The 26,487-nt window shown below is 65.9% G+C and carries 25 protein-coding genes; 12 read left to right on the top strand and 13 right to left on the bottom strand.

Annotation, left to right across the window (positions count from 1 at the left end):
* Positions 1-222: 222 nt before the first annotated feature.
* Positions 223-2,550 carry a polyribonucleotide nucleotidyltransferase gene (gene pnp, locus DI605_RS10335; RefSeq protein WP_293972971.1) on the top strand — a complete coding sequence of 776 codons (2,328 nt, stop codon included), beginning with the start codon at positions 223-225 and terminating at the stop codon, positions 2,548-2,550.
* Between the two features lie 152 nt (positions 2,551-2,702).
* Here pnp and DI605_RS10330 read toward each other — a convergent pair whose 3' ends face one another.
* Together DI605_RS10330 and DI605_RS10325 are read right to left on the bottom strand one after the other, a co-directional pair.
* Positions 2,703-2,933 carry a hypothetical protein gene (locus DI605_RS10330; RefSeq protein ID WP_293972968.1) on the bottom strand — a complete coding sequence of 77 codons (231 nt, stop codon included), beginning with the start codon at positions 2,931-2,933 and terminating at the stop codon, positions 2,703-2,705.
* A 49-nt stretch (positions 2,934-2,982) separates the two neighbouring features.
* Positions 2,983-4,704, bottom strand: a complete 1,722-nt coding sequence (locus DI605_RS10325; RefSeq protein ID WP_293972965.1) for an ATP-binding protein — start codon at positions 4,702-4,704, stop codon at positions 2,983-2,985.
* A 488-nt stretch (positions 4,705-5,192) separates the two neighbouring features.
* Between DI605_RS10325 and DI605_RS10320 the strand changes: the two genes are divergently transcribed.
* The gene (locus DI605_RS10320) at positions 5,193-5,765 is read left to right on the top strand and encodes a hypothetical protein (RefSeq protein ID WP_293972962.1); all 573 of its coding nucleotides are present in this window, start codon (positions 5,193-5,195) and stop codon (positions 5,763-5,765) included.
* Between the two features lie 206 nt (positions 5,766-5,971).
* Here the strand turns inward: DI605_RS10320 and DI605_RS10315 are convergent, their stop codons facing one another.
* Complete coding sequence (locus DI605_RS10315) at positions 5,972-6,880, bottom strand: 2-hydroxyacid dehydrogenase (protein ID WP_293972959.1); 909 nt, start codon at positions 6,878-6,880, stop codon at positions 5,972-5,974.
* Positions 6,881-6,958: 78 nt separating this feature from the next.
* The gene (locus DI605_RS10310; RefSeq protein WP_293972956.1) at positions 6,959-7,723 is read right to left on the bottom strand and encodes an SPFH domain-containing protein; all 765 of its coding nucleotides are present in this window, start codon (positions 7,721-7,723) and stop codon (positions 6,959-6,961) included.
* A 54-nt stretch (positions 7,724-7,777) separates the two neighbouring features.
* Between DI605_RS10310 and trmFO the strand changes: the two genes are divergently transcribed.
* The 5 genes from trmFO to DI605_RS10285 all read left to right on the top strand — a co-directional run bounded on the left by trmFO (position 7,778) and on the right by DI605_RS10285 (position 15,799).
* Positions 7,778-9,088: a methylenetetrahydrofolate--tRNA-(uracil(54)-C(5))-methyltransferase (FADH(2)-oxidizing) TrmFO gene (gene trmFO / locus DI605_RS10305; protein WP_293972954.1), complete on the top strand. Its 1,311-nt coding sequence runs from the start codon at positions 7,778-7,780 to the stop codon at positions 9,086-9,088.
* Between the two features lie 49 nt (positions 9,089-9,137).
* Positions 9,138-10,793 (top strand): alkaline phosphatase family protein, encoded by a 1,656-nt coding sequence (locus tag DI605_RS10300; protein ID WP_293972952.1) that lies wholly within the window; start codon positions 9,138-9,140, stop codon positions 10,791-10,793.
* 363 nt (positions 10,794-11,156) lie between these two features.
* Positions 11,157-13,670, top strand: coding sequence for a TonB-dependent receptor (locus tag DI605_RS10295; RefSeq protein ID WP_293972949.1), 2,514 nt, complete (start codon positions 11,157-11,159; stop codon positions 13,668-13,670).
* A gap of 137 nt (positions 13,671-13,807) precedes the next feature.
* Positions 13,808-15,385 (top strand): flavin monoamine oxidase family protein, encoded by a 1,578-nt coding sequence (locus tag DI605_RS10290; RefSeq protein WP_293972946.1) that lies wholly within the window; start codon positions 13,808-13,810, stop codon positions 15,383-15,385.
* Between the two features lie 36 nt (positions 15,386-15,421).
* Entirely contained in the window at positions 15,422-15,799 is a 378-nt protein-coding gene (locus DI605_RS10285; protein WP_293972943.1) for a cytochrome c, read from the top strand.
* Positions 15,800-16,074: 275 nt separating this feature from the next.
* On the opposite strand, the gene DI605_RS10280 is transcribed toward DI605_RS10285, so the two are convergent.
* From DI605_RS10280 to DI605_RS10265, 4 genes are all read right to left on the bottom strand, one after another.
* Positions 16,075-16,275 carry a hypothetical protein gene (locus tag DI605_RS10280; protein ID WP_293972940.1) on the bottom strand — a complete coding sequence of 67 codons (201 nt, stop codon included), beginning with the start codon at positions 16,273-16,275 and terminating at the stop codon, positions 16,075-16,077.
* Positions 16,276-16,587: 312 nt separating this feature from the next.
* Positions 16,588-17,964, bottom strand: coding sequence for an FAD-containing oxidoreductase (locus tag DI605_RS10275; RefSeq protein ID WP_293972937.1), 1,377 nt, complete (start codon positions 17,962-17,964; stop codon positions 16,588-16,590).
* Positions 17,961-18,419: a DUF4126 domain-containing protein gene (locus DI605_RS10270; protein WP_293972935.1), complete on the bottom strand. Its 459-nt coding sequence runs from the start codon at positions 18,417-18,419 to the stop codon at positions 17,961-17,963. Before DI605_RS10270 ends, DI605_RS10275 begins: the two co-directional genes overlap by 4 nt.
* 75 nt (positions 18,420-18,494) lie before the next feature.
* Complete coding sequence (locus tag DI605_RS10265; protein ID WP_293972933.1) at positions 18,495-18,701, bottom strand: DUF5818 domain-containing protein; 207 nt, start codon at positions 18,699-18,701, stop codon at positions 18,495-18,497.
* 161 nt (positions 18,702-18,862) lie between these two features.
* Here DI605_RS10265 and DI605_RS10260 point away from each other — a divergent pair, with 161 nt between their 5' ends.
* Entirely contained in the window at positions 18,863-19,042 is a 180-nt protein-coding gene (locus tag DI605_RS10260) for a hypothetical protein (protein ID WP_293972930.1), read from the top strand.
* A gap of 32 nt (positions 19,043-19,074) precedes the next feature.
* Here DI605_RS10260 and DI605_RS10255 read toward each other — a convergent pair whose 3' ends face one another.
* The gene (locus tag DI605_RS10255; protein WP_293972927.1) at positions 19,075-19,272 is read right to left on the bottom strand and encodes a DUF465 domain-containing protein; all 198 of its coding nucleotides are present in this window, start codon (positions 19,270-19,272) and stop codon (positions 19,075-19,077) included.
* Positions 19,273-19,440: 168 nt separating this feature from the next.
* Between DI605_RS10255 and DI605_RS10250 the strand changes: the two genes are divergently transcribed.
* A complete protein-coding gene (locus DI605_RS10250; protein ID WP_293972924.1) occupies positions 19,441-19,599 on the top strand; it encodes a DUF465 domain-containing protein in 159 nt (52 codons plus the stop codon).
* A gap of 112 nt (positions 19,600-19,711) precedes the next feature.
* Here the strand turns inward: DI605_RS10250 and DI605_RS10245 are convergent, their stop codons facing one another.
* A complete protein-coding gene (locus DI605_RS10245) occupies positions 19,712-20,536 on the bottom strand; it encodes an ABC transporter permease (RefSeq protein WP_293972921.1) in 825 nt (274 codons plus the stop codon).
* Positions 20,537-20,607: 71 nt separating this feature from the next.
* On the opposite strand from DI605_RS10245, the gene DI605_RS10240 reads away from it, so the two are divergent.
* The 3 genes from DI605_RS10240 to parE all read left to right on the top strand — a co-directional run bounded on the left by DI605_RS10240 (position 20,608) and on the right by parE (position 23,953).
* Positions 20,608-21,294, top strand: coding sequence for a GcrA family cell cycle regulator (locus tag DI605_RS10240; protein WP_293972918.1), 687 nt, complete (start codon positions 20,608-20,610; stop codon positions 21,292-21,294).
* A gap of 88 nt (positions 21,295-21,382) precedes the next feature.
* On the top strand, positions 21,383-21,844 hold the full coding sequence (locus DI605_RS10235; protein ID WP_293972915.1) for a DUF4174 domain-containing protein: 462 nt from the start codon (positions 21,383-21,385) through the stop codon (positions 21,842-21,844).
* Positions 21,845-21,973: 129 nt separating this feature from the next.
* Positions 21,974-23,953: a DNA topoisomerase IV subunit B gene (gene parE, locus DI605_RS10230; RefSeq protein ID WP_293972912.1), complete on the top strand. Its 1,980-nt coding sequence runs from the start codon at positions 21,974-21,976 to the stop codon at positions 23,951-23,953.
* Between the two features lie 48 nt (positions 23,954-24,001).
* On the opposite strand, the gene DI605_RS10225 is transcribed toward parE, so the two are convergent.
* The 3 genes from DI605_RS10225 to metZ are packed head-to-tail and all read right to left on the bottom strand — an operon-like array spanning position 24,002 to position 26,420.
* Positions 24,002-24,793 carry a LysR family transcriptional regulator gene (locus DI605_RS10225; protein ID WP_293972909.1) on the bottom strand — a complete coding sequence of 264 codons (792 nt, stop codon included), beginning with the start codon at positions 24,791-24,793 and terminating at the stop codon, positions 24,002-24,004.
* A gap of 11 nt (positions 24,794-24,804) precedes the next feature.
* The gene (gene apaG, locus DI605_RS10220) at positions 24,805-25,215 is read right to left on the bottom strand and encodes a Co2+/Mg2+ efflux protein ApaG (protein ID WP_293972906.1); all 411 of its coding nucleotides are present in this window, start codon (positions 25,213-25,215) and stop codon (positions 24,805-24,807) included.
* A complete protein-coding gene (gene metZ / locus DI605_RS10215) occupies positions 25,212-26,420 on the bottom strand; it encodes an O-succinylhomoserine sulfhydrylase (RefSeq protein WP_293972904.1) in 1,209 nt (402 codons plus the stop codon). The genes apaG and metZ overlap by 4 nt, the downstream gene beginning before the upstream one ends.
* Between the last annotated feature and the right edge of the window lie 67 nt (positions 26,421-26,487).

Genomic DNA, 26,487 nt, shown 5'->3' with positions numbered 1-26,487 from the left:
TCCCGGCACGGTCCGGAATTCGTGCGGCAGCGAATATCTCCCGCGATCCCGGCCTTCGCCGGTATGACGGGAAAAGACAGGGACCGAGGCAATACGGCCGACGTCTGAGGGGCATAGATGTCCCGAACCGCACGGGCCGGCAGCCCGACAGACCCCGCCGACATCCCGGGGGGTCGCCATTGGCCCCGGCCGCATAGGGCGCGCCGGAGTGAAGGAAACGAAATGTTCGATATCAAGAAGACGGAAATCCAGTGGGGCGGCAAGACCCTCACCCTGGAAACGGGCCGCGTTGCCCGCCAGGCCAACGGCGCGGTGCTCGCGACGCTGGGCGAGACGGTGGTGCTCTGCGCGGTGACCGCCGCCAAGACCGTCAAGGAAGGGCAGGACTTCTTCCCGCTCACCGTCCACTATCAGGAAAAATATAGCGCGGCCGGCCGCATTCCCGGCGGCTTCTTCAAGCGCGAGCGCGGCGCCACCGAGAAGGAGACGCTCGTCTCCCGCCTCATCGACCGCCCGATCCGCCCCCTCTTCCCCGAGGGTTTCTACAACGAGATCAACGTCATCGCCCAGGTGCTGAGCTATGATGGCGAGAATGAGCCGGATATCCTGGCGATGGTTGCCGCCTCCGCCGCGCTCACCATTTCCGGCGTGCCCTTCATGGGCCCGATCGGCGCCGCGCGCGTCGGCTATATCGACGGCGAATATGTGCTGAATCCGTCGGCCGAAGTGACCAAGACGAGCGATCTCGATCTCGTCGTCGCCGCCACCGGCAATGCCGTGATGATGGTTGAATCCGAAGCCAAGGAGCTTTCGGAAGAAGTCATGCTCGGCGCCGTCCAGTTCGCCCACAAGGCGTGCCGTGAAGCCGTCAACGGCATCATCGATCTGGCGGAAAAGGCCGCGAAGGAGCCTTGGGAAATGGCCGAGCAGGCCGATCTCTCGAAGGCCAAGGACAAGCTTAAGAAGCTCGTCGGCAAGGACATCACCGCCGCCTACAAGGTGACGGACAAGTCCAAGCGCTCGAACCTGCTGAACGAGGCCCGCGCCAAGGCGAAGGCCGCCTTCGCCGATGCCACCCCGCAGGATCAGATGGCGGCCGGCAAGCTGATGAAGAAGCTGGAAGCCGAAATCGTCCGTGGCGCCATCCTCAAGAATGGCTCGCGCATCGATGGCCGCACCACCACGCAGATCCGCCCGATCGAGGCGATGGTGCACTTCCTGCCGCGCGCCCACGGTTCGGCCCTGTTCACGCGTGGCGAGACGCAGTCCATCTGCTCCACGACGCTGGGCACCAAGGATGCCGAGCAGATGATCGATGGCCTGTCCGGCCTGTCGTACGAGCGCTTCATGCTCCACTATAACTTCCCGCCCTATTCGGTCGGCGAAGTGGGCCGCTTCGGTGCGCCGGGCCGCCGCGAAGTGGGCCACGGCAAGCTGGCGTGGCGCGCCCTCCACCCGGTGCTGCCGACGGCGGAGGAATTCCCCTACACGATCCGCGTCCTGTCCGACATCACGGAGAGCAACGGCTCCTCCTCGATGGCCACCGTCTGCGGCGGTTCGCTCTCGATGATGGATGCCGGCGTGCCGCTGAAGCGCCCGGTTTCGGGCATCGCGATGGGCCTGATCCTGGAAGGCAAGGATTTCGCGATCCTGTCCGACATCCTGGGCGACGAGGATCACCTCGGCGACATGGATTTCAAGGTGGCCGGCACGTCCGAAGGCATCACCACGATGCAGATGGACATCAAGGTGGCGGGCATCACCGAAGAGATCATGCGCGTCGCTCTCGAGCAGGCCAAGGAAGGCCGCGCGCACATCCTGGGCGAGATGGCCAAGGCCCTCACCTCGGTCGGTGAACTCTCCGCCCACGCGCCCCGCATCGAGACGATGTCGGTGCCCAAGGACAAGATCCGCGACGTGATCGGCACGGGCGGCAAGGTGATCCGCGAGATCGTGGCCACCACCGGCGCCAAGGTCGACATCGAGGATGACGGCACGGTCAAGATCTCGTCGTCGGATCCGGAAAAGATCGCTGCTGCCCGCAAGTGGATCGAGGGCATCACGATGGAAGCCGAGGTCGGCAAGATCTACACCGGCAAGGTCGCCTCGATGGTGGATTTCGGCGCCTTCGTCACCTTCATGCCGGGCAAGGACGGCCTCGTTCACATCTCCGAGATCAAGAACGAGCGCGTCGCCAAGGTTTCCGACGTCCTGACCGAAGGCCAGGAAGTGAAGGTCAAGGTTCTCGAGATTGACGGCCGCGGCAAGGTTCGCCTGTCGATGCGCGTCGTCGATCAGGAAACCGGCGCCGAGTTGGAGGACACCCGCCCGGCCCGCGAGCCGCGCGAGGGCGGTGATCGTCCGCGTGGCGACCGTCGCCGCGAGGGTGGCGATCGTGGCCCCCGTCGCGAAGGCGGCGACCGTGGCGATCGCGGCCCCCGTCGCGAGCGTGGAGAGGGCGGCGATCGCCCGCGCCGCGAGCGCAGCAATGGCGACGAGGGCCCCGCCCCCGATTTCGCCCCGGCCTTCCTGAACCGCGACAACGACTGATCGTCGCCAGCTTCAGACGCTGAAACGGAAAGGGGGCCTCACGGCCCCCTTTTTGTTGGGTCGAACCCGCTCGCTCCCCATGATCCCCGCCCGTTCGGACCGCACCGGGCTTGCCGCTCAAGGCCGAAAGCGGACGATCCCGGCGCCCCGGCTCAGCCCGCCTCCACAATCGGATGCTCAAGCCGCAGCGCGTCGAGCAGGGTCTCGACCTGGAGAACCTCGCGCGGTTCGCCGGAAGGCGAGACGGACCAGTTGCAATGGGCATGCGTCTCCGGATCATAAATCCTGATCGGCCCGATCACGCCGCGCCAGTGGCGGGCGGTGCCGCCCCGCAGCCGGATGATCCTGCGCAGGATGATGTCCTGCAATTCATTTGCCTTCATGAGCGCGTCTTCGCCGCCCCGGCCGGGATTGGCAATGCGGCGGGCGCGATCAGGCCGCCGCCTTCACCTGCGCGAGCGCCGCCGCGATGCTGGCATCCAGATGCGCCTGCCGAAACGGTTTCGACAAGCGCACGACATCCGGCGCGATCAGATCGATGCCCTGATAGCCGGACACGATCATCACCGCGATCTCGGGATGGTCCGCGCGGACGCGCAGGGCCAGCTCGGCGCCCGTCATGCCCGGCATGATATGATCCGTCACGATGATGGCCGGGATCGGCCCCTCCTCGATCGCGACGAGTGCCTCCGCCGCATCATCGACGTCACTCACCTCGTAACCGAGGTCTTCCAGCATCTCGCGCGTGCCCATGCGGACGAGCGCCTCGTCATCGACGAGGAGCACGCGACCGCGACCGCCGATCAGCATATCCGCCGGATCATCGCGCTCGGCGGTGACGGCTCCATCCGTCGCCACCGGCAGGATCACGCTCACCTCCGTTCCCTCGCCCGGCGCGCTGTCGATCGAAAGCGATCCGCCAAGCTGGCCCGCCAGCCCCTCCACCATGGAGAGGCCGAGGCCGGTGCCATGGCCGGGGGCCTTCGTCGTGAAGAAGGGCTCCGTCGCCAGGGCGCGGGTCCGCATATCCATGCCGCAGCCGGTGTCGCGCACCGCCAGACGAACATAATTCGGGGTCGGGGATCCGCCGCCGGGTGCGGGATCGATCGAGATGGTCAGCGCGCCGCCGTCCGGCATCGCATCGCGCGCATTCACCACCAGATTGAGGATCGCCATTTCCAGCTGATGCCCATCGCCGCGGATCGCGGGCAGATCGGGCGCGATCCGCACATCAAGAGTGATCGATGCTCCGATCGTGCTCCCCAGCAGGCTGCGCATCCCCTCGACGAGGGCCGGCAGATCGACAGCGCTCATCGAGAGCGGCTGGCGGCGCGCGAACGCCAGAAGCCGCTGGACGAGCATCTTCGCCGTTTCGGCCGCCTCCATCGCGACGGTGGCGCTCCTGCTCAACCGTTCGCCGCTGGCGCGGCCGGCCAGGACGAGATCGAGGCTCGACATGATCGGCGACAGCAGATTGTTGAAATCATGCGCCACATTGCCGGTGAGCTGGCCGATCACCTCCATCTTCTGGGTCTGGCGCAATATCTCCTGCGCGCGCTCCAGTTCCGCCGTGCGCGCGCTGACCCGATCCTCCAGCTCCGTATTGAGCTGCTCCAGCGAGGAGAGGAGCCGCCCATTTTCCAGTGCGGTGGAGGCGGAGCGCGCCAGCGCCTCCAGCAGGGCGATCTCATTGTGGCTCGGCTGGCCGGCGACCGACCAATAGGCGCCGATCGCGGCCACCGGCTCCCGCCGGCCGATCGGCACCATCAGCATGCTGCGAACGAATGTCGCGCGATAAGCGTCCTGCGGCACGCGCGGATCCAGCAGAACGTCGGGTATCGGGACGGTCTGCCGATGCGCCATCGCCCAGCCGGATACGCAGGTTTCCGCCGGAAAGCGCTGCCCGGCCCAGAGCGGCTCCTGCGCATCCTCCGCCACATAATGACAGAGATCCCCGTCGCGCAGCACGACGGCGATCCCATCCGCGCCCACGACGCGGCGGGCGTAGGTCCGCAGGACAGCGACGAGATCGTTCAGGGATCGCACCTGGGCGAGATGCTCGATGGCCCGCGCGGCGGCGGCCCAGCGCGCGGCGAGCGCGGCCGCCGCCCCGCCCTCCCCTGCACTTGCAAGATCGGTCAGGTCGCTTTGCATCGACTCTGCTCTCCGCTACGCTGGCTCACCATTCGCCATCCTGTATCTTCAATCTCCATCCCTGCAAAGATCCGAACAGACTTCAAATTGGTGAGAGATTTCAGCCGATCTCGCCAAATCGAGACCTTGCACCGCATCAATTTCCAAGATGGGCCTGCCAGAAACATTCCGTTAATCTTGATCGCATGTTGACCATGCGATCGATGGACTGCGCCCGCGAGGGGGCGTTACACCCCTAACTAATTCTCCCAACGTCATTGTTTCCACAACGTTATGCTGGTCTTTACCGGCCGATGCCGATGGCCTGTGATGAGAGGATCATTGCGAACGGAGCACGAATAGCCGAGCGCATCGACAGCAGGCATCAGCCCACCGCAAGTGGAGCTGCAAGATCCGCGGAAATGCGATGAGCCGAGTTCTTGGTAAATCTTCGCTAACCATGTGGCCGGCATCGCAGGCACGGGCAATCCTGCCCAGGAGCAAGGATCATGACATCCATTTCGGGAAGCATGTCCGCGGCACAGATGATGTCGCCGAACGACCGGATGAAGCTCGCGCTGCAATCCGCCGTTTCGACCGGCACGGTGAAGTCCACCGATCAGAGCACGCTTTCGAGCGCCCTCGACGATATCGATGCCGCGATGAAATCGTCCGGCCCGCCGACCGCGGGCACCAGCGCGGACGCGATGAAGAGCAAGATCGAATCTCTGATCGATCAGGAAGTGTCGAACGGAAAACTGACCGACGATCAGGCGACCGAACTCAAGCAGGTCTTCGCGGACGCCGCGGATTCGATGCAGGGTCCGGGTGGTCCCGGCGGCCCCGGTGGCGCGGGCGGCCCTCCTCCCCCTCCGCCTTCATCCGAAACGTCGGACAGCAGCGACGATACGAGCACTTCGTCGACCGACGCGACGGATACCACCAAATCGGCGATCGAACAGCTCGTGGCCTTCCTCAAGAAGCTCGAGGATTCGATGACCTCGACTTCGCCCTACACCTCCACGGGCAGCAGCACCGCATCCGGCAGCACGACCTCGATGCTCGTCAACAGCCTCGCGTAGTTTTGGCCATGTCCGCCGGCGGGAGGGCCGAGCGGGGACTGGGGAGCCATCCCAGGGGCCGACGGGGTAGGGACCCGTCACACGCGCCCGGCACAGCGCGCATCCGCACCCACTCGTAGCGGGCGCCATCTTCATTCACCGGCGTGATTGCACCGAAATTTCCCGGATATTGCAGACGTGGCCACGGTGGCCCGCGCGATCCAATTTCACACCGGCGTCAACAGCGGTCCGCCGCCCGCAAAGGCGATGACATTGTCCGCCGCCAGCTTCGCCATCGCGCCGCGCGTCTCGATCGTGGCGCTGCCCTGATGCGGCAACAGCACCACCGTCTCCAGCCCCAGCAGCGCTTCCGGCACGTTCGGCTCATCGGCGAACACATCCAGCCCCGCCCCACCCAGCCGACCGGACACGAGCGCCTCCACCAGAGCGGGTTCGTCCACCACCGAACCCCGGGCGATATTGACGAGCACACCATCGGGGCCGAGCGCCCCGATCACCTCGCGGCTCACGAGCCCCTTCGTCGGCCCGCCGCCCGCGACCGCGACCACCATCACATCCGACCAGCGCCCCAGCTCGACGGGATCCGGCTCGAAACGCCATGGCGCATCGGCCCTCGCGCCGCGTGCATAATAAGCGATCTCGCCCGCGATGGGCTGCACGCGCTCGGCAATGGCGCGACCGATACGGCCGAGGCCGAGGATTCCGATCCGGCGGCCACTGAGGCTCCGGCTGAGCGGAGGATTGCCATCCCTCGCCCAACGCCCCTGGCGCACATACAGATCCTGCGCGGGCAATCGCCGGAAGACGGACAGCATCAGCGCCAGTGCCAGATCGGCGACATCATCGGTCAGCACATCGGGCGTATTGGTCACCGCGATGCCGCGCGCTTTGGCATAAGCGACATCCACCTTGTCGTAGCCGACCGCCATCACCGAAATCAGCCTGAGATCGGGGCAGGCATCCATCGCGGCCGCATCCGCCCCGTCTCCTCCCGTCGTCACAAGAATGGCGATGCCGGGTCCCGGCTCGCGGACGAGCGTAAAATCGCTCTCCAGCAGACGGATCAGATTATCGGGCACGCCGGGCGTGACGAGGACGGGCAGCTTTTCGGTCATGACGCGACCTTAGCCCGCCCCCTGCCCGGCGCAACGCGCGAGACGACGGGGCGCGCGGTCGCCGGGCCAGGAAGCGAGCTATTTCTCCGCAATCTTCTTCGCGGCCTCGATCAGTTCCACCGGCATCATCGCGATGATCGTGCTGTTATGCTCCACGCCGATCTCGGTGAGGGCCTGCAACCGGCGCATCTCCAGAGCACCAGGCGTGGCGCCCACCACCTTCGCCGCATCCGCCAGCGTCTGCGCCGCCTCGCGCTCGCCCTCCGCCTTGATGATCCGCGCGCGCTTTTCACGCACCGCCTCCGCTTCGCGGGCGATGGCGCGCTGCATCGCTTCGGGAATGTCGAGATCCTTCATCTCGATCGAATCGACGATCACGCCCCAATGGCCGCAGGCGCGCGCCAGCATTTCCTGAAGGCGATCGTTGATGACGGCGCGTTCCTTCAGCAACTGATCGAGATCGGATTGGCCGATCGCGTCGCGCATCGCCGTTTCCGCCGCCTGCATCACAGCACCCTGCCAATTGTCCACGGTGGTGATGACCCGCGTCGCATCCTGCGCGCGAAACCACAGAACGGCATTCACCCGCACCGGCACGCCATCGCGCGTGACGGTCTCCTGCGTATCCAGCGCGCGCGTCACGGTGCGCAGGTCCACCCTCTGAACGCGATCGATCCACGGGATCAGCCAATACCAGCCCGGGCCCTTCGCATCGCCCAGCCGGCCGAGCCGAAAGAGAACGGCTCGCTCATATTCCTGGTTCACGCCGAACGACTTCAGAAGCGTCGGCACCAGCAGCACGACAAGGAAGATCAGGAAGGCCAGTCCGCCGGTCAGCATCATCGATCCGCTCCGTCCGTTTGGCTTGTGCCGCATCCTGTTCTAGGCGCGCACGCCATGACGCACCAGATTCATATCATCGGCGGCGGGCTCGCCGGCTCGGAAGCCGCCTGGCAGCTCGCCGAGGCGGGCGTGAAAGTCCGCCTGTCGGAAATGCGCGGCGTGGAGGGGACCCCGGCCCACCACACGGATTCGCTGGCCGAGCTGGTCTGCTCGAACAGCTTCCGATCGGACGATGCCGCCAACAATGCGGTGGGCCTGCTCCATGCCGAGATGCGTGCGCTGGGATCGCTGATCCTGAAGACGGCGGACGCGCATCGCGTGCCTGCGGGCTCGGCGCTGGCCGTGGATCGCGACGGTTTCTCGGCGGGCGTCACCGCCGCGATCGAGGCGCATCCGAATATCGAACTGGTGCGAGAGCGTGTTGACGGCCTGCCCGAAGGCCCCGCGATCCTTGCGACCGGCCCGCTCACCGCCGCACCGCTGGCGGAGGCGATCCGCACCGAAACGGGCGAGGATGCGCTCGCCTTCTTCGATGCGATCGCGCCGATCGTGCATCGCGAGAGCATCGATATGGAAACCGCCTGGTTCCAGTCGCGCTGGAACAAGGGTGACGGCCACGATTACATCAACTGCGCGATGAACAAGGACGAATATCTCGCCTTCCACGCGGCGCTGCTGGCCGGCGAGAAAGGCGAGTTTCGCGAATGGGAGAAGAACACGCCCTATTTCGAGGGCTGCATGCCGATCGAGGTGATGGCCGAGCGCGGCACCGATACGCTGCGCTATGGCCCGATGAAGCCTGTGGGCCTCGATGATCCGCGCACCGGGCGCTGGCCCTATGCGGTTGTCCAGCTGCGGCAGGATAATGCGCTGGGCACGCTCTGGAACATCGTCGGCTTCCAGACCAAGTTGAAGCATGCCGAGCAGGTGCGCATCTTCCGCTTGATCCCCGGCCTGCAAAATGCGGAATTCGCGCGGCTGGGCGGCCTGCACCGCAACACCTTCATCCAGAGCCCCAAGCTGCTGGATCGCACGCTGCGGCTGCGCAAGCGGCCCAACATCCGCTTCGCGGGCCAGATCACCGGATGCGAGGGCTATGTGGAAAGCGCCGCGATCGGGCTTCTCGCGGGCCGCTTCGCCGCCGCGGAACTGGCGGGCGCGGATCTCGCCCCGCCGCCGGGCGAAACGGCGCTGGGCGCTCTCCTCGGCCATGTAACCGGCGGTGCCGAGGTGGAGACATTCCAGCCGATGAACGTCAATTTCGGCCTTTTTCCGCCGCTGGAGGGCAAGCCGCGCAAGAATGAGCGCAAGGCGCTTATCACGGCGCGGGCGCGGGATGCGCTGGCGGGATGGATCGTTGCGTAAACGCCAGGACCGTCATCAAGTCGCAACCATCAGCGGGCACGGGCGGCTGATGTCCAAATTCCTGCTCGCCCTCCTCGCCACCGTCTTCACGCCCGCCATTGCCGAAGCGGCCCCGCCGCCGAAACAGCCGAAGCTGATCGTGATGATCGCGGTCGATCAATTTTCGGCCGAACTGTGGGATCGATACAAGGCGAACTATACGGGTGGCCTCAAGCGGCTGGGCGAAGGCATCGCCTATGCGCGCGGCTATCAGAGCCACGCCGCGACGGAGACCTGCCCCGGCCACTCGACGATGCTCACCGGGCGCCACCCCGCCGGCACCGGCATCGTCGCCAATGACTGGCTGGATCGCGCGACGGGCGAGAGCATCTATTGCGTCTCCGTCCCCGGCCAGCCGGGTGCGACCGTGCGCGGCCCCCAGAATCTGCGCGCCGAGACGCTGGGCGACTGGATGAAGACGGCGAACCCGGCCAATCGCGTCGTGACGATTTCGGGCAAGGATCGCGCGGCGATCATGCTGGCCGGGCACAAGGCGGACGCTGTCTATTGGTGGAATGACGGCGAAGGCTTCATCACCTCCCCTCTCGCCGGCCCGGCGACGCCCGCCGTCACCGGCCCGGCTGCCGCCTTCAACGCCGATCTGATCGCCCGCTGGCGGCAGGCGCCGCCCGCATTGTGGCCGGCCGAGGCGCCCGCATCCTGCGCGGCGCTCGCCAGGCCCCACCGTTTCGGCACCTTCGCGGAATCCGGAAGGATACCGCCGGAATTCGCGCAGGGCGTGACGGACGGGCCGGATTTCGCCGCCTCGCCCGCCTTTCAGCTCCAGTTTCGGAGCAGCGCGCTCTTCGATCCCACCGTCATGGATTTCACGGACAAGGTGATCGATGGGATGCATCTCGGCCACGGCGCGGGCACGGATCTGCTCGCCGTCTCCTTTTCCGCCACCGATTATATCGGCCACCGCTACGGCAATGGCGGCGCCGAAATGTGCGTACAGATGCAGGTGATCGATGCCACGATTGGCCGGCTGCTCGCCAGGCTGGACGGGTTGGGCGTGCCTTATGTCGTCGCGCTGACCGCCGATCATGGCGCGACCGACGCCGCCGAGCGCTCCACCGAAAATGGCGTGCCGGCGCAGCGCATCGACGCCAAGGGTGTGGTGAAGGCGCTGAACGCGAACCTGCGTTCCAAACTCTCGCTGAACGCCGATCCGTTCGTCTTCGCGGATGCTAACGAACTTTATCTCCGTCCGGGCCTCGATGCGGCGACCGCCTCGTCCGCGATGGCCGCCGCCCTCCCCTGGCTGAAGGCACGCCCCGAAGTGGCCGACGTGCGGACGCGCGCCGAAATCGCCGCCGTCGCGATGCCGCGCGGCGCCCCGCGCCGGCTGACCATCCCCCAGCGCTATCGCGAAAGCTTCGATCCCGCGCGCAGCGGCGATCTCTTCATCGCCTTCCGCCCGCGCGCCAGCATCGGCATGCCGGCGAAGTTCGGAGACTCGGTCGCCGGCCATGGCAGCGTGTGGGATTATGATCGCCGCGTGCCGATCCTGTTCTGGTGGCCGGGCATCGTCGCGGCGACTCCGTCGGCTGCCGCCGAGACGGTCGACATCGCCCCCACCCTCGCCGCAATCGCGCACGTTCCAGCGCCACCTGTCGATGGAACGTGCCTGAAGAGGGTCGCGGCGAGCGCCTGCCACCGCTGAGCGATATATTCCGGCGCAAGACGAGCGTCGCGCCGACATTGCCCGACTGTTGCCGGAACGCAACTATCCGCCGCCTACGTTAACGCAATCGGGCCTTCCGACCGCGTGACCGCTTGCCAAGGCGGTCATGAAACTGAAGCATCGGTGCCGGAGCAGAATAACAGGCTCCCAAGGCCGCATAGGCTCATTTTACGCGTCGCAGGAACATGGAACGCAGAAATCGGACGTTGATCCTCGCAAAACGGGGATTCAGCGAATGCTTTTCTGCGCCCGGAACGATCGGGGCATAAAGCAGGCCAGCCCCGGCCAGACATTGGGAGAGGCTCCTGAGCGGTATTGGTTCCGCAATACTGGGGATCTTCCATGTCCATTTCCCGATCCACGTCCCTGATCGCGCTTGCGATCGCGCTTGCCGGCTCCGCTCCGGCCTTTGCCGCCGATCCCGCGCCGGCAGATCCGGCGCAGAGCGCACCCGATGATGCGATCATCGTCACCGGCACCCGCGCCATCGGCATTACCGCCGCGGAGAGCGCCGCGCCGATCAAGCTCGTCAGCGCCGATGCCATGACGCATGTGGGCCAGCCCAACCTCAATCAGGTCCTGACCCAGCTCGTTCCCAGCTTCACGGCGCAGGCCTTCGGCGGCGACGCGGCGAACCTGACGCTCTCCGCAGCCCTTCGCGGCCTCAATCCCAACCAGACCCTCGTGCTCGTCAACGGCAAGCGCCGCCACGGCACCGCCAACCTCCAGGTCCTGTCGAGCGCCTTCCAGGGCGGCGCCGCCCCCGATCTCGATTTCATCACGCCTGCCTCGATCGATCATGTCGAAGTGCTGACCGATGGCGCGTCGGCCCAATATGGCTCGGACGCGATCGCCGGCGTCGTCAACATCATCCTGAAGAAGAAGGAAGGCGGTTCGATCTCCGCAACCGGCGGCCAGACCTATGACGGTGATGGTGAAACCGCGTCGACCTCGATCAACTACGGCATCGTCAATGATCGCGGCTACCTCAACCTGACCGCCTTCTACCGCTTCCACAATTACACCCAGCGCGGCCAGCAGGATATTCGCGTGCAGGATCCGCTGACCGGCGCGGTCGGCGGCAGCGGCGCCCTCGCCTCCGATTACCAGGCGATGCTGAACTATCCGCGCGTGAATCCGATCGTCGGTGATGCGCGCTCGCACTTCGCGGTCGGCTCGTTCAACGCCGGCTTCGATGCGACCGACAATCTCTCCTTCTACGCCTTCGGCACCGTCGGCTATCGCGACGCCAAGGCCTATGAGAATGTGCGCCTGCCGAACCGCCTCGTCCGCACCTCCGTACTCGGCGTCGATCCGGGCACGGTTTCAGCCGCGGTCTACAATGCGACCGTCGCCGCCAATCCCAGCTACATCTTCTCGCGTACGGGCTTCCGTCCGCAGGAAGCGTTCAAGGAAACCGATTATTCGGCGACGGGGGGCACCAAGGGCTCGGTCGCGGGCTGGAACTGGGATCTGAGCACGACCTTCGGCCTCGATCAGGCGCGGGTCTACACGCTGAACTCCGCCAACCGTAACCTGTTCATCGACACGGGCTCCACCCCCACCGATTTCTACGATGGCAAGTTCGAGAATTTCGAGTGGACATCGAACCTCGACGTCACCCACAGCTTCGGCGATATCGCCCTGCTCGCGGCGGGCGCCGAATATCGGCTGAACAGCTACACCATCTCCCCCGGCGACCCCTTCTCCTATTACAAGACGGGTGCCCAATCCTTCCCGGGCTACAGCCCGGCGGCATCGGGCGGCCATCGCCGGCATAACTGGGCGATCTATGGCGATCTCGCGCTGACGCCGGTCGAAGGGCTCAAGCTGGACGGCGCCGTCCGCTACGAGGATTATTCGGACTTCGGCAACAAGACGACCTGGAAGATCACGAGCCGTTACGACTTCAACGACGCGATCGCGATCCGCGGCACTGTTTCGACCGGCTTCCGCGCGCCGACGCTGGCCGAATCCTATTACACCCAGGTCAACGTCTCGCCGAATTCCTCCTTCGTGCAGTTGGCGGCCAATTCGGCGGCGGCGAAGATCCTCGGCATCCCCGATCTGAAGCCTGAAACCTCGACCAACTTCTCCGGCGGCTTCGTCTTCCGGCCCGTTTCGCGCCTGACCGTCACGATCGACGCCTTCCAGATCAAGCTGAAGAACCGGATCGTCGGCAGCTCGCAGATCAACAGCCTGTCGGTGGGTGACGCGGTGTTCCGCGCGGCGCAGGCTTCCGGCTATGTGCTGGAGACCTTCGCCAATTCCGGTATCGTCGCCTTCGTGAACGGCCCGACGACGCGCACGCGCGGCGTCGACATCGTTGCCAGCTACGATGCGGACTTCGGCTCCTATGGCCGCGCCAGCTTCACGCTGTCGGGCGCCTACAACAAGACGACGCTGCGCAGCGAAGGTGCGAACCCGGCGCCGATCGCGGCGCTTGGCCAGTCGGTGTTCGACGTTTCGCAGCAGAGCTATCTGACCGATGCGACGCCCAAGCTGAAACTGATCGGCGGCGTGAACTGGAACCTGGGCAAGTTCAACGTCACCGCGCGCGAAACCTATTATTCCAAGACGAGCGCGATCTACAATGACGGCGGCGGCCTCTACACGCCAACCCGTATCAAGGCGGCCGGGATCACCGATCTGGAAATCGGCTACAAGCTGACGCCGAAGCTCACGCTCGCGGCCGGCGCGAACAACCTGTTCGACAAAAATCCGGAGGCCGAGCCCTACCTGGCGGCCTATGGCGAAACGGCCGGCGGCGGCGTGGTTTACAACCAGCCGCTCACCTATTCGCCCTACGGCATCAACGGCGGCTATTATTATGGTCGCGTGACCTTCGATTTCTGACGCGACTTCATGAAGCGGGGGGCGCCGAACGGTTCGGCGCCCCCTGTCATTTCGGCGCTTGACTCGGGCCTGCGCCGATCGATCAATGATGCCCGGCGGGACCGGCCAACCGGCTTCCGGGGATGAGGGGAATTACAATGACGATGACGCGCCGCGCCTTCCTAGAGCGGCTCAGCGCCGTCGGCGGCACGACCCTGATGCTGATGGGCCTCGAAGCCTTCGGCATGGGAATCGCTTCCGCCCAGACGGCCCCGCCCCCGTTGCAGGGCGGCGGCGGCGGCAAGAGGATCATCATCCTGGGCGCCGGCGTGGCCGGGCTCACATCCGCCTACGAACTGGGCAAGGCCGGCTATGACGTGACGGTGATCGAGGCGCGATCCTTCGCGGGCGGCCGATCGCAGACGGCGCGCAAGGGCTTCCAGCTGACCGAACTTGGCGGCGAGACGCAGACCTGCACGTTCGACGAGGGGCAATATATCAATCACGGGCCCTGGCGGATCCCGTTCCATCACCGCTCGACGCTCCACTATATCAAGGAGTTCGGTGTCGACATCGAGCTGTTCAACAACGACAATGACAACAGCTTCATGTATTTCACCAAGGGCAGCGGGCCGCTGGCCAACAAGCCGATCCGCAAGTCCGAGATCGCGGCCGACATGCGCGGCCATTCGGCCGAGATCTTCGCGAAGCTCACCCAGAGCGGCGCGCTCGACAAGCAGTTCGATGCGGCCGATCGGGAACAGTTCCTCGAATATCTTTCCGCCGAAGGCTATCTGAAGGGCGCCGCCCACGATTATCACGGCACAGAGGGGCGCGGCTGGATCGTGAAGCCGGGCGCCGGCCTAGTCGCCGGCGAGGAATCCAAGCCTTATGCCCTCACCGATCTGCTCCATTCGCAGGCGTGGAAGGTGTTGTCGTCCGTGTCGGAATGGGATCAGCAGCGCACGATGTTCCAGCCCAAGGGCGGAATGTACATGCTGCCCACCGGCTTCGTGACGAAGGGCGGCGTGGGCGAAAAGATCGTCTATTCCACCGTGGTCGAAAAGATCCGGCAGAATGCCAAGGGCGTCGAGGTCTCGGTGGTGGACGGCAAGGGGCAGCGCAGCGTCGTGAAGGGCGACTATTGCATCTGCACCATCCCGCTCTCCGTGCTGAAGACGATCGACACCGGCTTCTCGCCCGCCTTCAAGGCGGCGATGAACGGCTGCGCCTATGCCCCGGTCGGCAAGATCGGCCTGCAGATGAAGCGCCGCTTCTGGGAAGAGGATCACTGGATCTATGGCGGCCACGTTTACACGGATTTCGCGGAGATCGGCTCCATCTCGCTCCCGTCCACCGACTGGATGGGCAAGAAGGGCACGTTGCTCGGCTATTATCAGTTCATGGGCGATGCCGCGAAGGTGAGCGCGCTTTCGCCGGCCGAGCGCGCCAAATTCGCCGTGGATTTCGGCCAGAAGATCTTCCCGGCCTATCGCGAAAGCTTCGAAAGCGCCTTCTCCGTCGCCTGGCACCGCGTGCAATATAATCTGGGCGGCTGGGGCATGTGGAGCGATGAGGCGCGCGCGCGCGATTATCCGGTGCTGCTGAAGCCGGAGGGCCGCGTCTATCTGGCCGGCGAGCATCTCAGCCATATCGGCGGATGGCAGGCCGGCGGCATCGAGAGCGCCTGGATGCAGATCGATGCGCTCCACAAGCGCGCATCTGCCGCCGCCTGATCCCCTCACCCTGCCCACGACATGACAGGATCCATCATGAAGACGTTCGGTATCTTTCTCGTCGCATCCTCTCTGGCAGCCCCCGCATTCGCCGCTCCCGACGGCAAGGCCCTGTTCGCGGAAAACTGCTCTGCCTGCCATCAGGCGGCGGGCGAAGGCATAGCGGGGGCCTTTCCCGCGCTGGCGAAGAACAAGTTCGTCGTCGGCGATCCCAAGCTGGTCGCCGCGACGGTACTCAACGGGCGGGGCGGCATGCCCGCCTTCCGGGATTCGCTGAAGGATGACGAACTGGCGGCGACCGTCAGCTTCGTCCGCTCCAGCTGGGGCAACAAGGCCCCTCCCATCCCCGCCGCCACTTTCGCCGCCGTCCGCAACGGCGCGATGAAGGTGGAACGGCCCATGCCGGTGCACTGATCGACGACGCCCTACTGATCGACCCTGGTGCCCTGATCGCCCCCGGTGCCCCGATCGACCGGAGCGCCCCTTCTTCCGCCCGCGCCAGTATATGCTGAACGGCGTGGGCGGGCATGGCCGCCGGGCGACGCGATATCATCGCTGTGGAGCGCATTGGCAGCCGCCCCGTACGGGATGATTTCGGCGATTTTTCGCGACTCCGCTGAGGAGACTATCCGCACGTCCCGCGAAACCGACCCGCAATTGCTGACGTAGCTGGCACGAAAGACCCGAAATCAGGGAGCCTGCTTTTGCCGCATAATCTTCACACGTTTCTGATCGAGCAGCACAAGCGGGTGCAGCGAGCGATCGAAACGGAAATGGCGAGGCCGGCGCCGGATACGGCCCGCATCGCCCAGTTGCAGGCATTCCAGCGATCGATCAGCGGCGAACTGCGCCTTCAGCGCCGCCGCGATGGCACAGAGCTGCGCCGGCAAAGAATATGATAAGGATTTCCGGATAAATCGACGGGGCGGCAACTGCGAGAGTTGCCGCAGCGCCCCGCCGACCTCACGCCGGCGGGGCGCTTTCCTTTGCGGCCTGTTCGGCCGGGCAGATCCGCTTCCGCCGCACCTTCACGCGATCGCAAAGGCGACAGCGCGACACGCTCGTCCCCGGCCGGGCCGTGGGCCTGGTCCGCCACCGATGCAGTCCGAGAAAACAGAGAAAACGCATAATTCCGCCTGTAGCAGGCGAAGATTAACGGTCCGTCATCGGGCCACGCGTCCGGGGCACGCGGGATAGCCCTGTCAAACCGGCGCGAGATCCCCCGCGAGCGTGGGCAGCAATTCTGAAACGGTCGGATGGATCGGCACCGCCCAGCGCAGCCTATCCACCGTGGCGCCGGCGTTCATCAGGTTGAGAATGGCGTGGATGGCCTCGTCACCCCCCGTGCCAAGGATCGCGGCACCCAGGATCTTCCTTGTCTCCGCATCGGCCGTCAGGCTCATGAAACCCAGCGTCTCGTCCTTCTCCACCGCGCGCCCGACACGCTTCATGGGCCTTTTGGCATGAAGCAGCGGCCGGCCGGTCGCCCGGGCCTGGGCCAGCGTCATCCCCACCCGGCCGAGCGGGGGATCGATATAGAGCGCATAGCCGGGGATACGATCTGACACCCTGCGGCTCTCGCCATCGATCAGATTGGCGGCGACGATTTCGTGATCGTTCCAGGCGGTGTGCGTGAAAGCGCCCTTACCGTTGCAATCGCCAAGCGCCCAGACGCCTTCCGCCGAGGTGGCGAGGCCATCATCCACCGTGACGTAGCCGCGCTTGTCCGTGGCGATGCCGGCGGCATCCAGGCCGAGATCGTCCGTATTGGGCCTGCGGCCCGTGGCGAGCAGCACATGGCTGCCCGCAATCTCCGGCGCGCCCTCCCCGCAATCGACGCCGACGATCACGCCGGCATCGCCCCGCTTCATCGTGATGCAGGTGGCCGAGGTGCGAACCTCGATGCCCTCGCCCGTGAGGATGCCGCGAATCTCCTCCGATACATCCTCATCCTCGCGCCCGATCAGGCGTGGCCCCATCTCGACGATGGAGACCTTCGAGCCGAACCGGCGAAACATCTGCGCGAATTCCAGCCCGATATAGGAGCCGCCGACCACCACGAGATGCGCGGGCGCTTCCTTGAGCGCGATCATCCCCTTGTTGGTGAGGAACGGCACATCGGCCACGCCCGGCAGATCGGGGATGGCCGGCCGGCCGCCGACATTGAGAAAGATGCGCGGCGCCGTGATCGTCTCGTCGCCCACCGCAAGCATGCGCGGGCCGATGAAGCGGGCATGGCCGCGAAGGAAAGTGAGCCCCTCCATCGCGACGAGCCAATCCTCATTGCCCTTCCGGCTATCAAGGATGATCTTTTCCGCGCGGGCGTGGACCTTGCCCATGTCGATCGTGATCGGAGCGCCGATGCCCACGCCATAATCGGCACCCCTTCGGGCGAGATGCGCGGCATAGGCGCTGGCGACCATCGTCTTGGTGGGCTTGCACCCGGTATTGACGCAGGTGCCACCGACATGATGCCGCTCGACAAGCGCGACCTTCATGCCCGCGCCCGTCAGGCGCGCGGCCAGCGCCGGGCCGGCCTGGCCGGCGCCGACGATGATCGCGTCGAACGAACGGCTCATACCGCCGCGACGATCAGGAAAGCGCCGACGATCGCCACCGCATCCTCTATCAGAGCTGCCGGCCGATCGCTGCCGAAGCGCCGCGCCAGCGCGCCACGCGCGGCCGCCCCGCCGAGCGTGCCGATGATCGCGCCGACAATGCCGGCCAATACTCCACCCCACAGCATGGCATGCGCGGCGCCGATCGTACCGCCCGCCAGCGCCCCCGTGACGAGGCGCGCACCGAATTGCTGGGGCACCTTTCGGCTGGGCGTCGAGGGAAGCTGGTCCGTCACCAATTCTCCGAGCGCCGCGACGAGGAAAATCCACGGCGTGAAGCGATAGGCCATGAAGGCGAGCGGCGAACCTTCGATCGGCCAGCCGTGAAAGCGTGCTGCGAGAGCGACGGCGGCGGGCGCGGTCATCGCGCGAAGGCCGGCCACGATTCCGATGAGCAGGGCAAGGATGAGCGTCATGCGAACCTCCCGGCGCCCTTCCCCATGCGCGGGCGCGGCACGCGGCGGCAGGCTAAACTCGTTTCGCGCCGGTTGCTACCTGTCCGCGAGGCTGACGCCCTCGACCATCACTAGCCCCTCCGCCGACAGGATGCCGATCACACGCACGCGCTTTTCCACCTCATCCACCGGCATGCGGGGCAATTCCAGCAGATAGCGCCCACCCGCATCGCGACGCAGCCAGAAGCTGCCGCCCTCGCGGATCAGGATGCCGGTTTCATCGACGGGCGTGGCGCTGCTCATGGCCTTTTGCTCAAGGCGATCCCTCTGCGGATTGAAGGAACGCCGGGCTCCTTTCGGCCGAATGCCTTTCGGGTGTCTCCAACGAACCGCCGCATCCATGCGACGAAGCGGGGAACGGACGAGGCGGCGGCCGGTTCGAACCCATGAAGGAGACGATGATCATGGCCAGCAACGCATCCCAGAAACCCGGCCTCACCACGTTCGGATGGCTCGCGCTCGGCGCGACGGCGGCAGCCGTGCTCGCCAGCCCCGCACGGCGCGAAAAGCTGAAGACGGCGGCCGGCGGGCTGCTCGACAAATTCGGCCAGGCGAAGAAGACACCCGCGTCTCCGGCAAGCTGAGGGCCGCGCCACGGACGAAAGGTTCCGATCGCTCAGGCGATGATATCGGGGATCAGCAGATCCTCGAGCGCCGCCACCTCATCCTTCAGTCTCAGCTTGCGCTTCTTGAGGCGCGCAATCTGCATCTGATCAGTGGAGGACGAGAAAGCGAGCGCATCGATCGCCGCATCCAGATCGCGATGCTCCTGCCGGAGTTCGCCGATCCGCCGGATGATGTCGGCTTCGTCCATATGCACGCAATCCCCCGAAGCCGCCCTGCGGCAGCCGGACGTTAGGACGTCCACGGGCTTCGCTCAAGGCGATCCCTGCACGCTCCGCCGGTTAACGCATTGCCATCAAGACAGGCGGCCCGATCCGTGATTAACTTCCCATCCCCCCAGTGAAGGAGGAGTGAGTCGATGACCGATTCCCATTCCCAAGCCCTGATCGCCAAGCATGCCCTGCTCGACGCACGGATCACGTCGGAGACCAGTAGGCCCCGGCCGGATGAGATCGTCATTCACGCGCTCAAGAAACAGAAGCTCAAGCTGAAAGAAGCCATTGCCCGACTGACCTAGAATCGGACGATGACATTCTGATGTCGCAGAGCCCGGGGCGCAGGAGCGCTCCGGGCTTTTTCATGAGCGGGCTTCGTGGGCCGGCGCCTGACCATCCCGTCGGAAGCGCCGTTCAGTTCTTCAGCTTGTAGCCGGATCGAAGCATCGCATAGCAGATGGCCGCCAGCACGATATCGATCACCAGCAGCAGGATGCCGCCCGTCAGCACGGGCGAATCCGTCTGGCCGAGAAAACCGTAACGGAAACCCGAAATGACATAGAAAAAGGGGTTGGCGTGGCTGATCGCCCGGAAGATGCCGTGCAGCCCCTCGATCGAATAGAAGGTGCCGGAGAGCAGCGACAGCGGCTGGACCACAAAATTGGTGATCGTGGCGTTGTGATCGAACTTCTCCGCCCAGATCGAAACGATTACGCCGAAAAAGGCCATCATCGCAGCGCCGCCAACCGCGAACCAGATCACCGCGAGCGGGTGGATCGGGAAGACCGCGCCGCCCGGCCAAAGCAGCATCGCCAGCCACACGACCACCCCCACCAGCAGCGCGCGCGTGATCGCGGCTCCGGCCAGCGCCGCCAGCAATTCCGCATTGGAGAGCGGCGGCATCAGATAATCGATGATGGTGCCCTGCATCTTGCCCACCATCAGCGAGAAGCTGGCATTGGCGAAGCTGTTCTGCAGCATCGCCATCATGATGAGGCCCGGCGCGGCGAAGGTAGCGAAGGGAAAGCCCATCACGGCATTGCCGCCGCGCCCGAACGCGATGGAGAAAACCATCAGCAAAAGCAGCGCGGAAAAGGCCGGCGCCCAGATCGTCTGCAGTTGCACCTTGAAGAACCGGCGCACCTCCTTCACATACAGCGCGCGCAATCCCCCCCAGTTGATCGTCGGGATCACCGGTTCTCCGGGGGCGTGATGACTTTTATCCAGCGGGGTGGCCATGGCTTTCGCCTAGTCCCCGCGCCGCGGCGCGGCAAGCGCCCCGTGAATGACGTGATGAGGAACTGAGTGCCATGTCGTGGACCGACGAGCGTATCGACCGGCTGAAGCAGATGTGGGAGGCCGGGATGACGGCCAGCCAGATCGCCGAAAGCCTCGGCGGCGTGAGCCGCAATGCCGTGATCGGAAAGGCCCACCGCCTGGGCCTGCAATCGCGCCCGTCGCCGGTGAAGCCCACCGATGCCGCGCCGGCGCCCGCCGCTGCCGCTCCCACGCCGGATCCTGTCGTGCGCGAGGCGCCGCCCGCGCCCCCGCCGCCGCCCGTGACGGTCGCGGCACCCACAGCCCCCGCTCCAGCCGCGCCGGCGCCGACCGCGGCTCCGATGGCGCCGATCGTGCCGCCCGCGGCGCCAGCACGCGATGAGCCTGTCCTCCGTTCGATCGGCCCCGGCGGCTTCACCCGCCAGAATCCGCATGAGCAGCAGGCCCCCATCCCGCCCGCGCCGCCGCGCCGCCTCGTCCCCGCCAAGCCTTCGGCGGAGATGGCGGACAAGACATCTTTGCTCGATCTGAACGACCGGATCTGCAAGTGGCCGCTCGGCCACCCCGGCGAGCCCGATTTCCATTTCTGCGGCAATGCGGTGAACCCTGGCTTCCCTTATTGCCTCGATCATTGCTCGGTCGCCTATCAGGCACAGTTGCCGCGTCGTGACCGTCGCCCGCCGCCGCCGCTCCCCTATGGCGGCCCGCGCGTCCGCTGAGACAGCTGCCGACCGCCTCCCGCTCGTGCTGGACATGCGCGGGCGGCGGGACGGCGGATATATGGAGGCATTCCGGCGTTCCGCCGGGATGCGCCGTTTTTCTGGCCCGATCCTGATCCTTGTGGCGGCGCTCGCGATCGGCGCGCCAGCCGTCGCGGCCGAGGAGGATCTCCGCTCGGTCGCGGGGATGAGCCAGCATAATCGCGTGCTGCTCGTCTTCGCCCCTTCGATGCGTGATGGCCAGTTGGAGACGCAACGCCGGATCATGGCGCGTTTCGCAGCGGGTGCCGCAGCGCGCGATCTCGTGCTGGTGCAGGTGGCCGAAGGCAAAGTGATCGGCGCGCACGATCAGGATCTGAAGCTGCGCCGCCGCTTCCGGGCAGCCCCCGAACGCTTCCGCGCGCTGCTGATCGGCAAATCCGGCCATATCGCAATCGATTCCCCCACGCCGCTCGACGAGAAGAGATTGCAGGCGACGATCGATTCCATGCCGATGCGGCAGGAGGAAATCCGCCGGGCCAAAGCCGGGCTCGGCAGGAAGCCCGATTAAGATCGGGGACCTCACCCCGGCCCGCATCCAGCTCGACATGAGGGGTGGGACGGATCTCCATGAGGCCGCGACCCCGGCCATGCGCGCCCATGCTGACAGGCCGCTCGGCACACGCTAATCATCGGGCACATGGCCGACGATCTCTTCGCATCCTCCTCCCGGACGACCGCCACCTACGACGCCTCCTCGATCGAGGTTCTGGAGGGGCTGGAGCCGGTTCGCCGCCGGCCGGGCATGTATATTGGCGGCATCGACGAGCGTGCCTTCCACCATCTGGCAGCCGAAGTGCTCGACAATGCGATGGACGAGGCGGTCGCGGGCCACGCCAACCGCATCGAAGTGACGCTGGCGCCGGGCAATCGCTTCACCGTGGTCGACAATGGGCGCGGCATCCCCATTGACGAACATCCCAAGCATCCGGGCAAGTCCGCGCTCGAGGTGATCCTGACGACGCTCCATTCGGGCGGCAAATTTTCGGGCAAAGCGTATAATACGTCCGGCGGCCTGCATGGCGTGGGCAGCAGCGTGGTGAACGCGCTGTCTTCCGATCTCGTGATCGAGGTGGCACGGGAAAAACAGGTCTACCGCCAGACCTATGCGCGTGGCGTCCCCACCTCCGCCCTCGAGGTGGTCGGCCAGACGCAGAACCGGCGGGGCACCAGCGTTTCCTTCACGCCGGACACCGAAATCTTCGGCGAGGCGATGCGCTTCAAGCCGACGCGGCTCTATCGGCTCGCCCGTTCCAAGGCCTATCTCTATGCGGGCGTCGAAATACGCTGGCGCTGCGATCCCAGCCTGATCGGTGACGATACGCCGCCCGAAGCGGTGTTTCAGTTCCCCGGCGGCCTGGCCGATCATCTGAAGGAGCAGCTGGGCGAGCGTGCCTGCGCCACGGCCGAGCCCTTCATGGGGCGGCAGGAATTTCCCGATGGGCAGGGCTCGGTCGAATGGGCCGTGGCCTGGCCGCTCCATTCGGACGGCAGCTACAGCTATTATTGCAACACCATCCCCACCCCCGATGGCGGCACGCACGAACAGGGGTTGCGCGCGGCGCTGGTGAAGGCGGTGCGCAGCTTCGGCGAACTCGTCGGCAACAAGAAGGCCAAGGATATCGCGCCGGAGGACGTGACCTCCGAGATCGAACTGATGCTCTCCGTCTTCATCCGCGATCCGCAATTCCAGAGCCAGACCAAGGATCGCCTGACCAGCCCCGAGGCCGCGCGCCTCGTGGAAAATGCCGTGCGCGATCATGTCGACCATTTCCTTTCGGACAATATGGACCGGGGTAAATCCCTGCTCGGCTTCGTGCTGGATCGGATGGACGATCGCCTCCGCCGCAAGGCCGAGCGCGAGGTGAAGCGCAAGACGGCCACGTCCGGCCGCAAGGTACGCCTGCCCGGCAAGCTCACCGATTGCGCGAATGACGATCCCGCCGGCACCGAACTGTTCATCGTCGAAGGCGATAGCGCGGGCGGTTCCGCCAAGCAGGCGCGCGATCGCAAGACGCAGGCGATCCTGCCGATCCGGGGCAAGATCCTGAACGTGGCTTCCGCCGCCAGCGCCAAGGTGACCGCCAACCAGGAAATCGCGGATCTCACGCTGGCGCTGGGCTGCGGCACGCGCGACAAATGCGATCCGGCGGCGCTCCGCTACGAACGCATCATCATCATGACCGACGCCGACGTGGACGGCGCGCATATCGCCACCCTGCTGATGACCTTCTTCTTCCAGGAAATGGCGGCGATCGTGCGGGACGGCCGCATCTTCCTCGCCCAGCCGCCGCTCTACCGGCTCACGGCCGGCGGCAAGAGCCTCTACGCACAGGATGACGCCCAGCGCGCCGAGATCGAGGCAAAGGAGTTCAAGGGCAAGAAGGTGGAAGTCGCGCGCTTCAAGGGCCTGGGCGAGATGAATCCGCAGCAGCTGCGCGAGACGACGATGGACACGCGGACGCGGACGCTGGTGCGCATCACGCTGCCGCAGGAATATGAGGAGCGCGCGGTGGTGCGCGATCTGGTCGATCGGCTGATGGGCAAGAATCCGGAGCACCGCTTCGCCTTCATTCAGGCCAATGCCAGCGCGCTGGACGAGGAAGCGATCGACGCCTGAGAGGCCCCGGACGGCCGGAAGACGATCGCAGTCGGAAGGCCGGCGGGATCAGGCCGCGGTGAGCGCGGCGACCAGCGCCTTGACCTTCTTCTGGCGCCACTGCGGCACAGGCGCGACAAGCCAGTAGGCCTGATCCGAGGTGACGCGCCCCGCCTCGATCACACGGCCGGCGGCGATGTCGGCCGCCGCCAGCAGGGCCGGAACGGTCGCCCGGCCGAAACCCGCCGTGGCGGCATCGATGGCGAGCCCCGCATCGGCGACGGACAGGAGCGGCTCTGCCTGGGCATCCGGCGAGCCCGGCCAGCCGATCGGCTCGTCCATGCCGCCATCGGGCGCCGCGACCGTCACATAATCGGTGCCGCCCACCGTCACGCCCTCATGCTCGCCCTTCGTGACGGCAAGGCAGACGGCGAGATCGAGATTGGCTTCGGTGAAATCGAGGCCCTCATCCGCCGCGACGAGCTTGAAGCGCAGCTCGGGATCGGTGCGGCCATACAGGGCGAGGCGTGGCGCCAGCCATTTCGCCGTGAAATCGCGCGGTGCCGCGATCGTCAGCGTCTTCGAGGTCTGGCCCGCCTGCATCGCCCGCACTGCTTCCTCGAATTCGAGGAAACCACGGCGCAGCGGCTCCAGCCCGGCGCCGCCTTCCGGCGTCAGCTCCAGTCCCTTGGCAGTGCGGCGGAAGAGGACAACGCCCAGCGTTTCCTCCAGCGCGCGGATCTGCTGGCCGACGGCGGCCGGCGTCACCGCAAGCTCATCGGCCGCGCGGGTGAAGGAAAGATGGCGCGCGGCGGCATCCAGCACGCGCAGCGCGTTAAGGGGCAGGTGCGTCCGCTTCATCGCAGGCGGCCTTATTCCGCGCCGACCGAACCGACCAGCGCGAAACGCGGGATACGCGCATCGAACGTATCGCCATCCGCCCAGACCATCCGGTAGGTGCCCTCCATCGATCCGGTCGCGGTATCGAGCGGGCAGCCCGAGACATAATCATAGCTTTCGCCCGGCGCGAGGACGGGCTGCGCGCCGACCACGCCATCGCCTTCCACTCGATGGCGCGCACCATGGCCATCGGTGATGATCCAGCGACGGCTGACGAGCTGCACCGGCTGCTCGCCCGCATTTTCGATGCGGATATGATAGGACCAGAACCAGCGGCCGCGCTCCGGCTGGGACTGATCGGCGAGAAAGCTCACGGACACGCGCACGATCACGCCCTGCGTTTCCGCCACATGGGGGAAAAGCAGATCCGTGAGCGTCGTCACAGGCCGATCGTCTCCAGCGCGCGATCCAGATCCTCGATCAGATCCTCCGGATCCTCAAGACCCACGTTCAGGCGCAACATCCCCTCTCCAACGCCCATCGCCTCGCGCACCTCGGCACTGAGGCCGGCATGGGTGGTGGAGGCGGGATGCGTCATCAGCGAACGGGAATCGCCGATATTGTTGGAGATGTCGATCAGGGCCAGCGCATCGAGCAGGCCATGCGCCTGCGCGCGCGCGCCATCGAGATTGACGGCGAGGATCGTGCCGCCCGCCTGCATCTGGCGCATGGCCAGCTCATGCTGCGGATGGCTGGCCAGCCCCGGATAGAGGCATTCGGGCACGCGCTTGTCGAGGAAGGTCGCGACCTTCAGCGCATTCTCGCTCTGGCGGCGGATGCGCAGGTCGAGCGTCTCCATCCCCTTCAGCACCACCCAGGCATTGAAGGCGGAGAGAGTCGGCCCGGTATTGCGGGTGAAGGAGAGAAGCGTGTTCTCGACGAACTCCGTCGTGCCGCATACGGCGCCGGCGAGCACGCGGCCCTGCCCGTCCATCATCTTGGTGGCGGAATAAGCGACGATATCCGCGCCATAATCCATCGGCCGCTGGAGCAGCGGGGTGGCAAAGGCATTGTCCACGATCGAGGTGATGCCGCGATCGCGGGCGATGCCGCATACGGCCGCCAGATCCACGATATCCAGAGTGGGATTGGCCGGCGTCTCGAAGAAGAACACCTTCGTGTTCGGCCGCACCGCATCCGCCCACTGATCCGGATCGCGCGCATCGATGATCGTCGTCTCGATGCCGAAGCGCGGCAACAGCGTATCCGTGAGCCAGCGACACGAGCCGAAGGCGGCGCGACCGGCGACGACATGATCGCCCTGGCTGAGCTGGCACAGGAGTGCGGCTGTCATCGCGGCCATGCCTGTCGCCATCGTGCGGCAGGCCTCGGCACCCTCGATCAGGGCGATGCGCTGTTCCAGCATCTCCACGGTGGGATTCTGGAGACGCGAATAGGTCATCCCCTGCTGTTCGCCGGCAAAGCGCGCGGCGGCATCGGCAGCCTTGTCGTAGGTGTAGCCCGAGGTGAGGAAGAGCGCCTCGCTCGTCTCGCCATATTCCGAACGCGCGGTGCCGCCGCGCACCGCCTGCGTGGCGGGGCGCCAGTTGCTGGTGATCGAACGATCCTGACCGGTCTTCCTTTTCATGGAGCAAGCCTTTGCGGCGGGCGCGCCCCCGCCGTCAATGCTTGGTGACGTTGACTTGTAGCAGGCA

The sequence above is a fragment of the Sphingomonas sp. genome, assembly GCF_003248515.1.
GTDB lineage: Bacteria > Pseudomonadota > Alphaproteobacteria > Sphingomonadales > Sphingomonadaceae > Sphingomonas_I.
The sequence above is the reverse complement of the archived record's forward strand: the minus strand, read 5'-3'. Positions and strand labels throughout refer to the sequence as shown.

What these genes read in the sequence shown, in the direction of transcription:
- DI605_RS10240 (WP_293972918.1), top strand. Translation starts at nt 20,608, where the DNA reads ATGTCGTGGACCGACGAGCGTATCGACCGGCTGAAGCAGATGTGGGAG.
- DI605_RS10320 (WP_293972962.1), top strand. Translation starts at nt 5,193, where the DNA reads ATGACATCCATTTCGGGAAGCATGTCCGCGGCACAGATGATGTCGCCG.
- DI605_RS10235 (WP_293972915.1), top strand. Translation starts at nt 21,383, where the DNA reads ATGCGCCGTTTTTCTGGCCCGATCCTGATCCTTGTGGCGGCGCTCGCG.
- DI605_RS10255 (WP_293972927.1), bottom strand. Translation starts at nt 19,272, where the DNA reads ATGGACGAAGCCGACATCATCCGGCGGATCGGCGAACTCCGGCAGGAG.
- DI605_RS10325 (WP_293972965.1), bottom strand. Translation starts at nt 4,704, where the DNA reads ATGCAAAGCGACCTGACCGATCTTGCAAGTGCAGGGGAGGGCGGGGCG.
- DI605_RS10260 (WP_293972930.1), top strand. Translation starts at nt 18,863, where the DNA reads ATGGCCAGCAACGCATCCCAGAAACCCGGCCTCACCACGTTCGGATGG.
- DI605_RS10310 (WP_293972956.1), bottom strand. Translation starts at nt 7,723, where the DNA reads ATGATGCTGACCGGCGGACTGGCCTTCCTGATCTTCCTTGTCGTGCTG.
- metZ (WP_293972904.1), bottom strand. Translation starts at nt 26,420, where the DNA reads ATGAAAAGGAAGACCGGTCAGGATCGTTCGATCACCAGCAACTGGCGC.
- DI605_RS10285 (WP_293972943.1), top strand. Translation starts at nt 15,422, where the DNA reads ATGAAGACGTTCGGTATCTTTCTCGTCGCATCCTCTCTGGCAGCCCCC.
- DI605_RS10290 (WP_293972946.1), top strand. Translation starts at nt 13,808, where the DNA reads ATGACGATGACGCGCCGCGCCTTCCTAGAGCGGCTCAGCGCCGTCGGC.
- DI605_RS10270 (WP_293972935.1), bottom strand. Translation starts at nt 18,419, where the DNA reads ATGACGCTCATCCTTGCCCTGCTCATCGGAATCGTGGCCGGCCTTCGC.
- DI605_RS10265 (WP_293972933.1), bottom strand. Translation starts at nt 18,701, where the DNA reads ATGAGCAGCGCCACGCCCGTCGATGAAACCGGCATCCTGATCCGCGAG.
- DI605_RS10295 (WP_293972949.1), top strand. Translation starts at nt 11,157, where the DNA reads ATGTCCATTTCCCGATCCACGTCCCTGATCGCGCTTGCGATCGCGCTT.
- DI605_RS10225 (WP_293972909.1), bottom strand. Translation starts at nt 24,793, where the DNA reads ATGAAGCGGACGCACCTGCCCCTTAACGCGCTGCGCGTGCTGGATGCC.
- DI605_RS10250 (WP_293972924.1), top strand. Translation starts at nt 19,441, where the DNA reads ATGACCGATTCCCATTCCCAAGCCCTGATCGCCAAGCATGCCCTGCTC.
- DI605_RS10245 (WP_293972921.1), bottom strand. Translation starts at nt 20,536, where the DNA reads ATGGCCACCCCGCTGGATAAAAGTCATCACGCCCCCGGAGAACCGGTG.
- pnp (WP_293972971.1), top strand. Translation starts at nt 223, where the DNA reads ATGTTCGATATCAAGAAGACGGAAATCCAGTGGGGCGGCAAGACCCTC.
- trmFO (WP_293972954.1), top strand. Translation starts at nt 7,778, where the DNA reads ATGACGCACCAGATTCATATCATCGGCGGCGGGCTCGCCGGCTCGGAA.
- DI605_RS10330 (WP_293972968.1), bottom strand. Translation starts at nt 2,933, where the DNA reads ATGAAGGCAAATGAATTGCAGGACATCATCCTGCGCAGGATCATCCGG.
- DI605_RS10300 (WP_293972952.1), top strand. Translation starts at nt 9,138, where the DNA reads ATGTCCAAATTCCTGCTCGCCCTCCTCGCCACCGTCTTCACGCCCGCC.
- parE (WP_293972912.1), top strand. Translation starts at nt 21,974, where the DNA reads ATGGCCGACGATCTCTTCGCATCCTCCTCCCGGACGACCGCCACCTAC.
- DI605_RS10315 (WP_293972959.1), bottom strand. Translation starts at nt 6,880, where the DNA reads ATGACCGAAAAGCTGCCCGTCCTCGTCACGCCCGGCGTGCCCGATAAT.
- DI605_RS10275 (WP_293972937.1), bottom strand. Translation starts at nt 17,964, where the DNA reads ATGAGCCGTTCGTTCGACGCGATCATCGTCGGCGCCGGCCAGGCCGGC.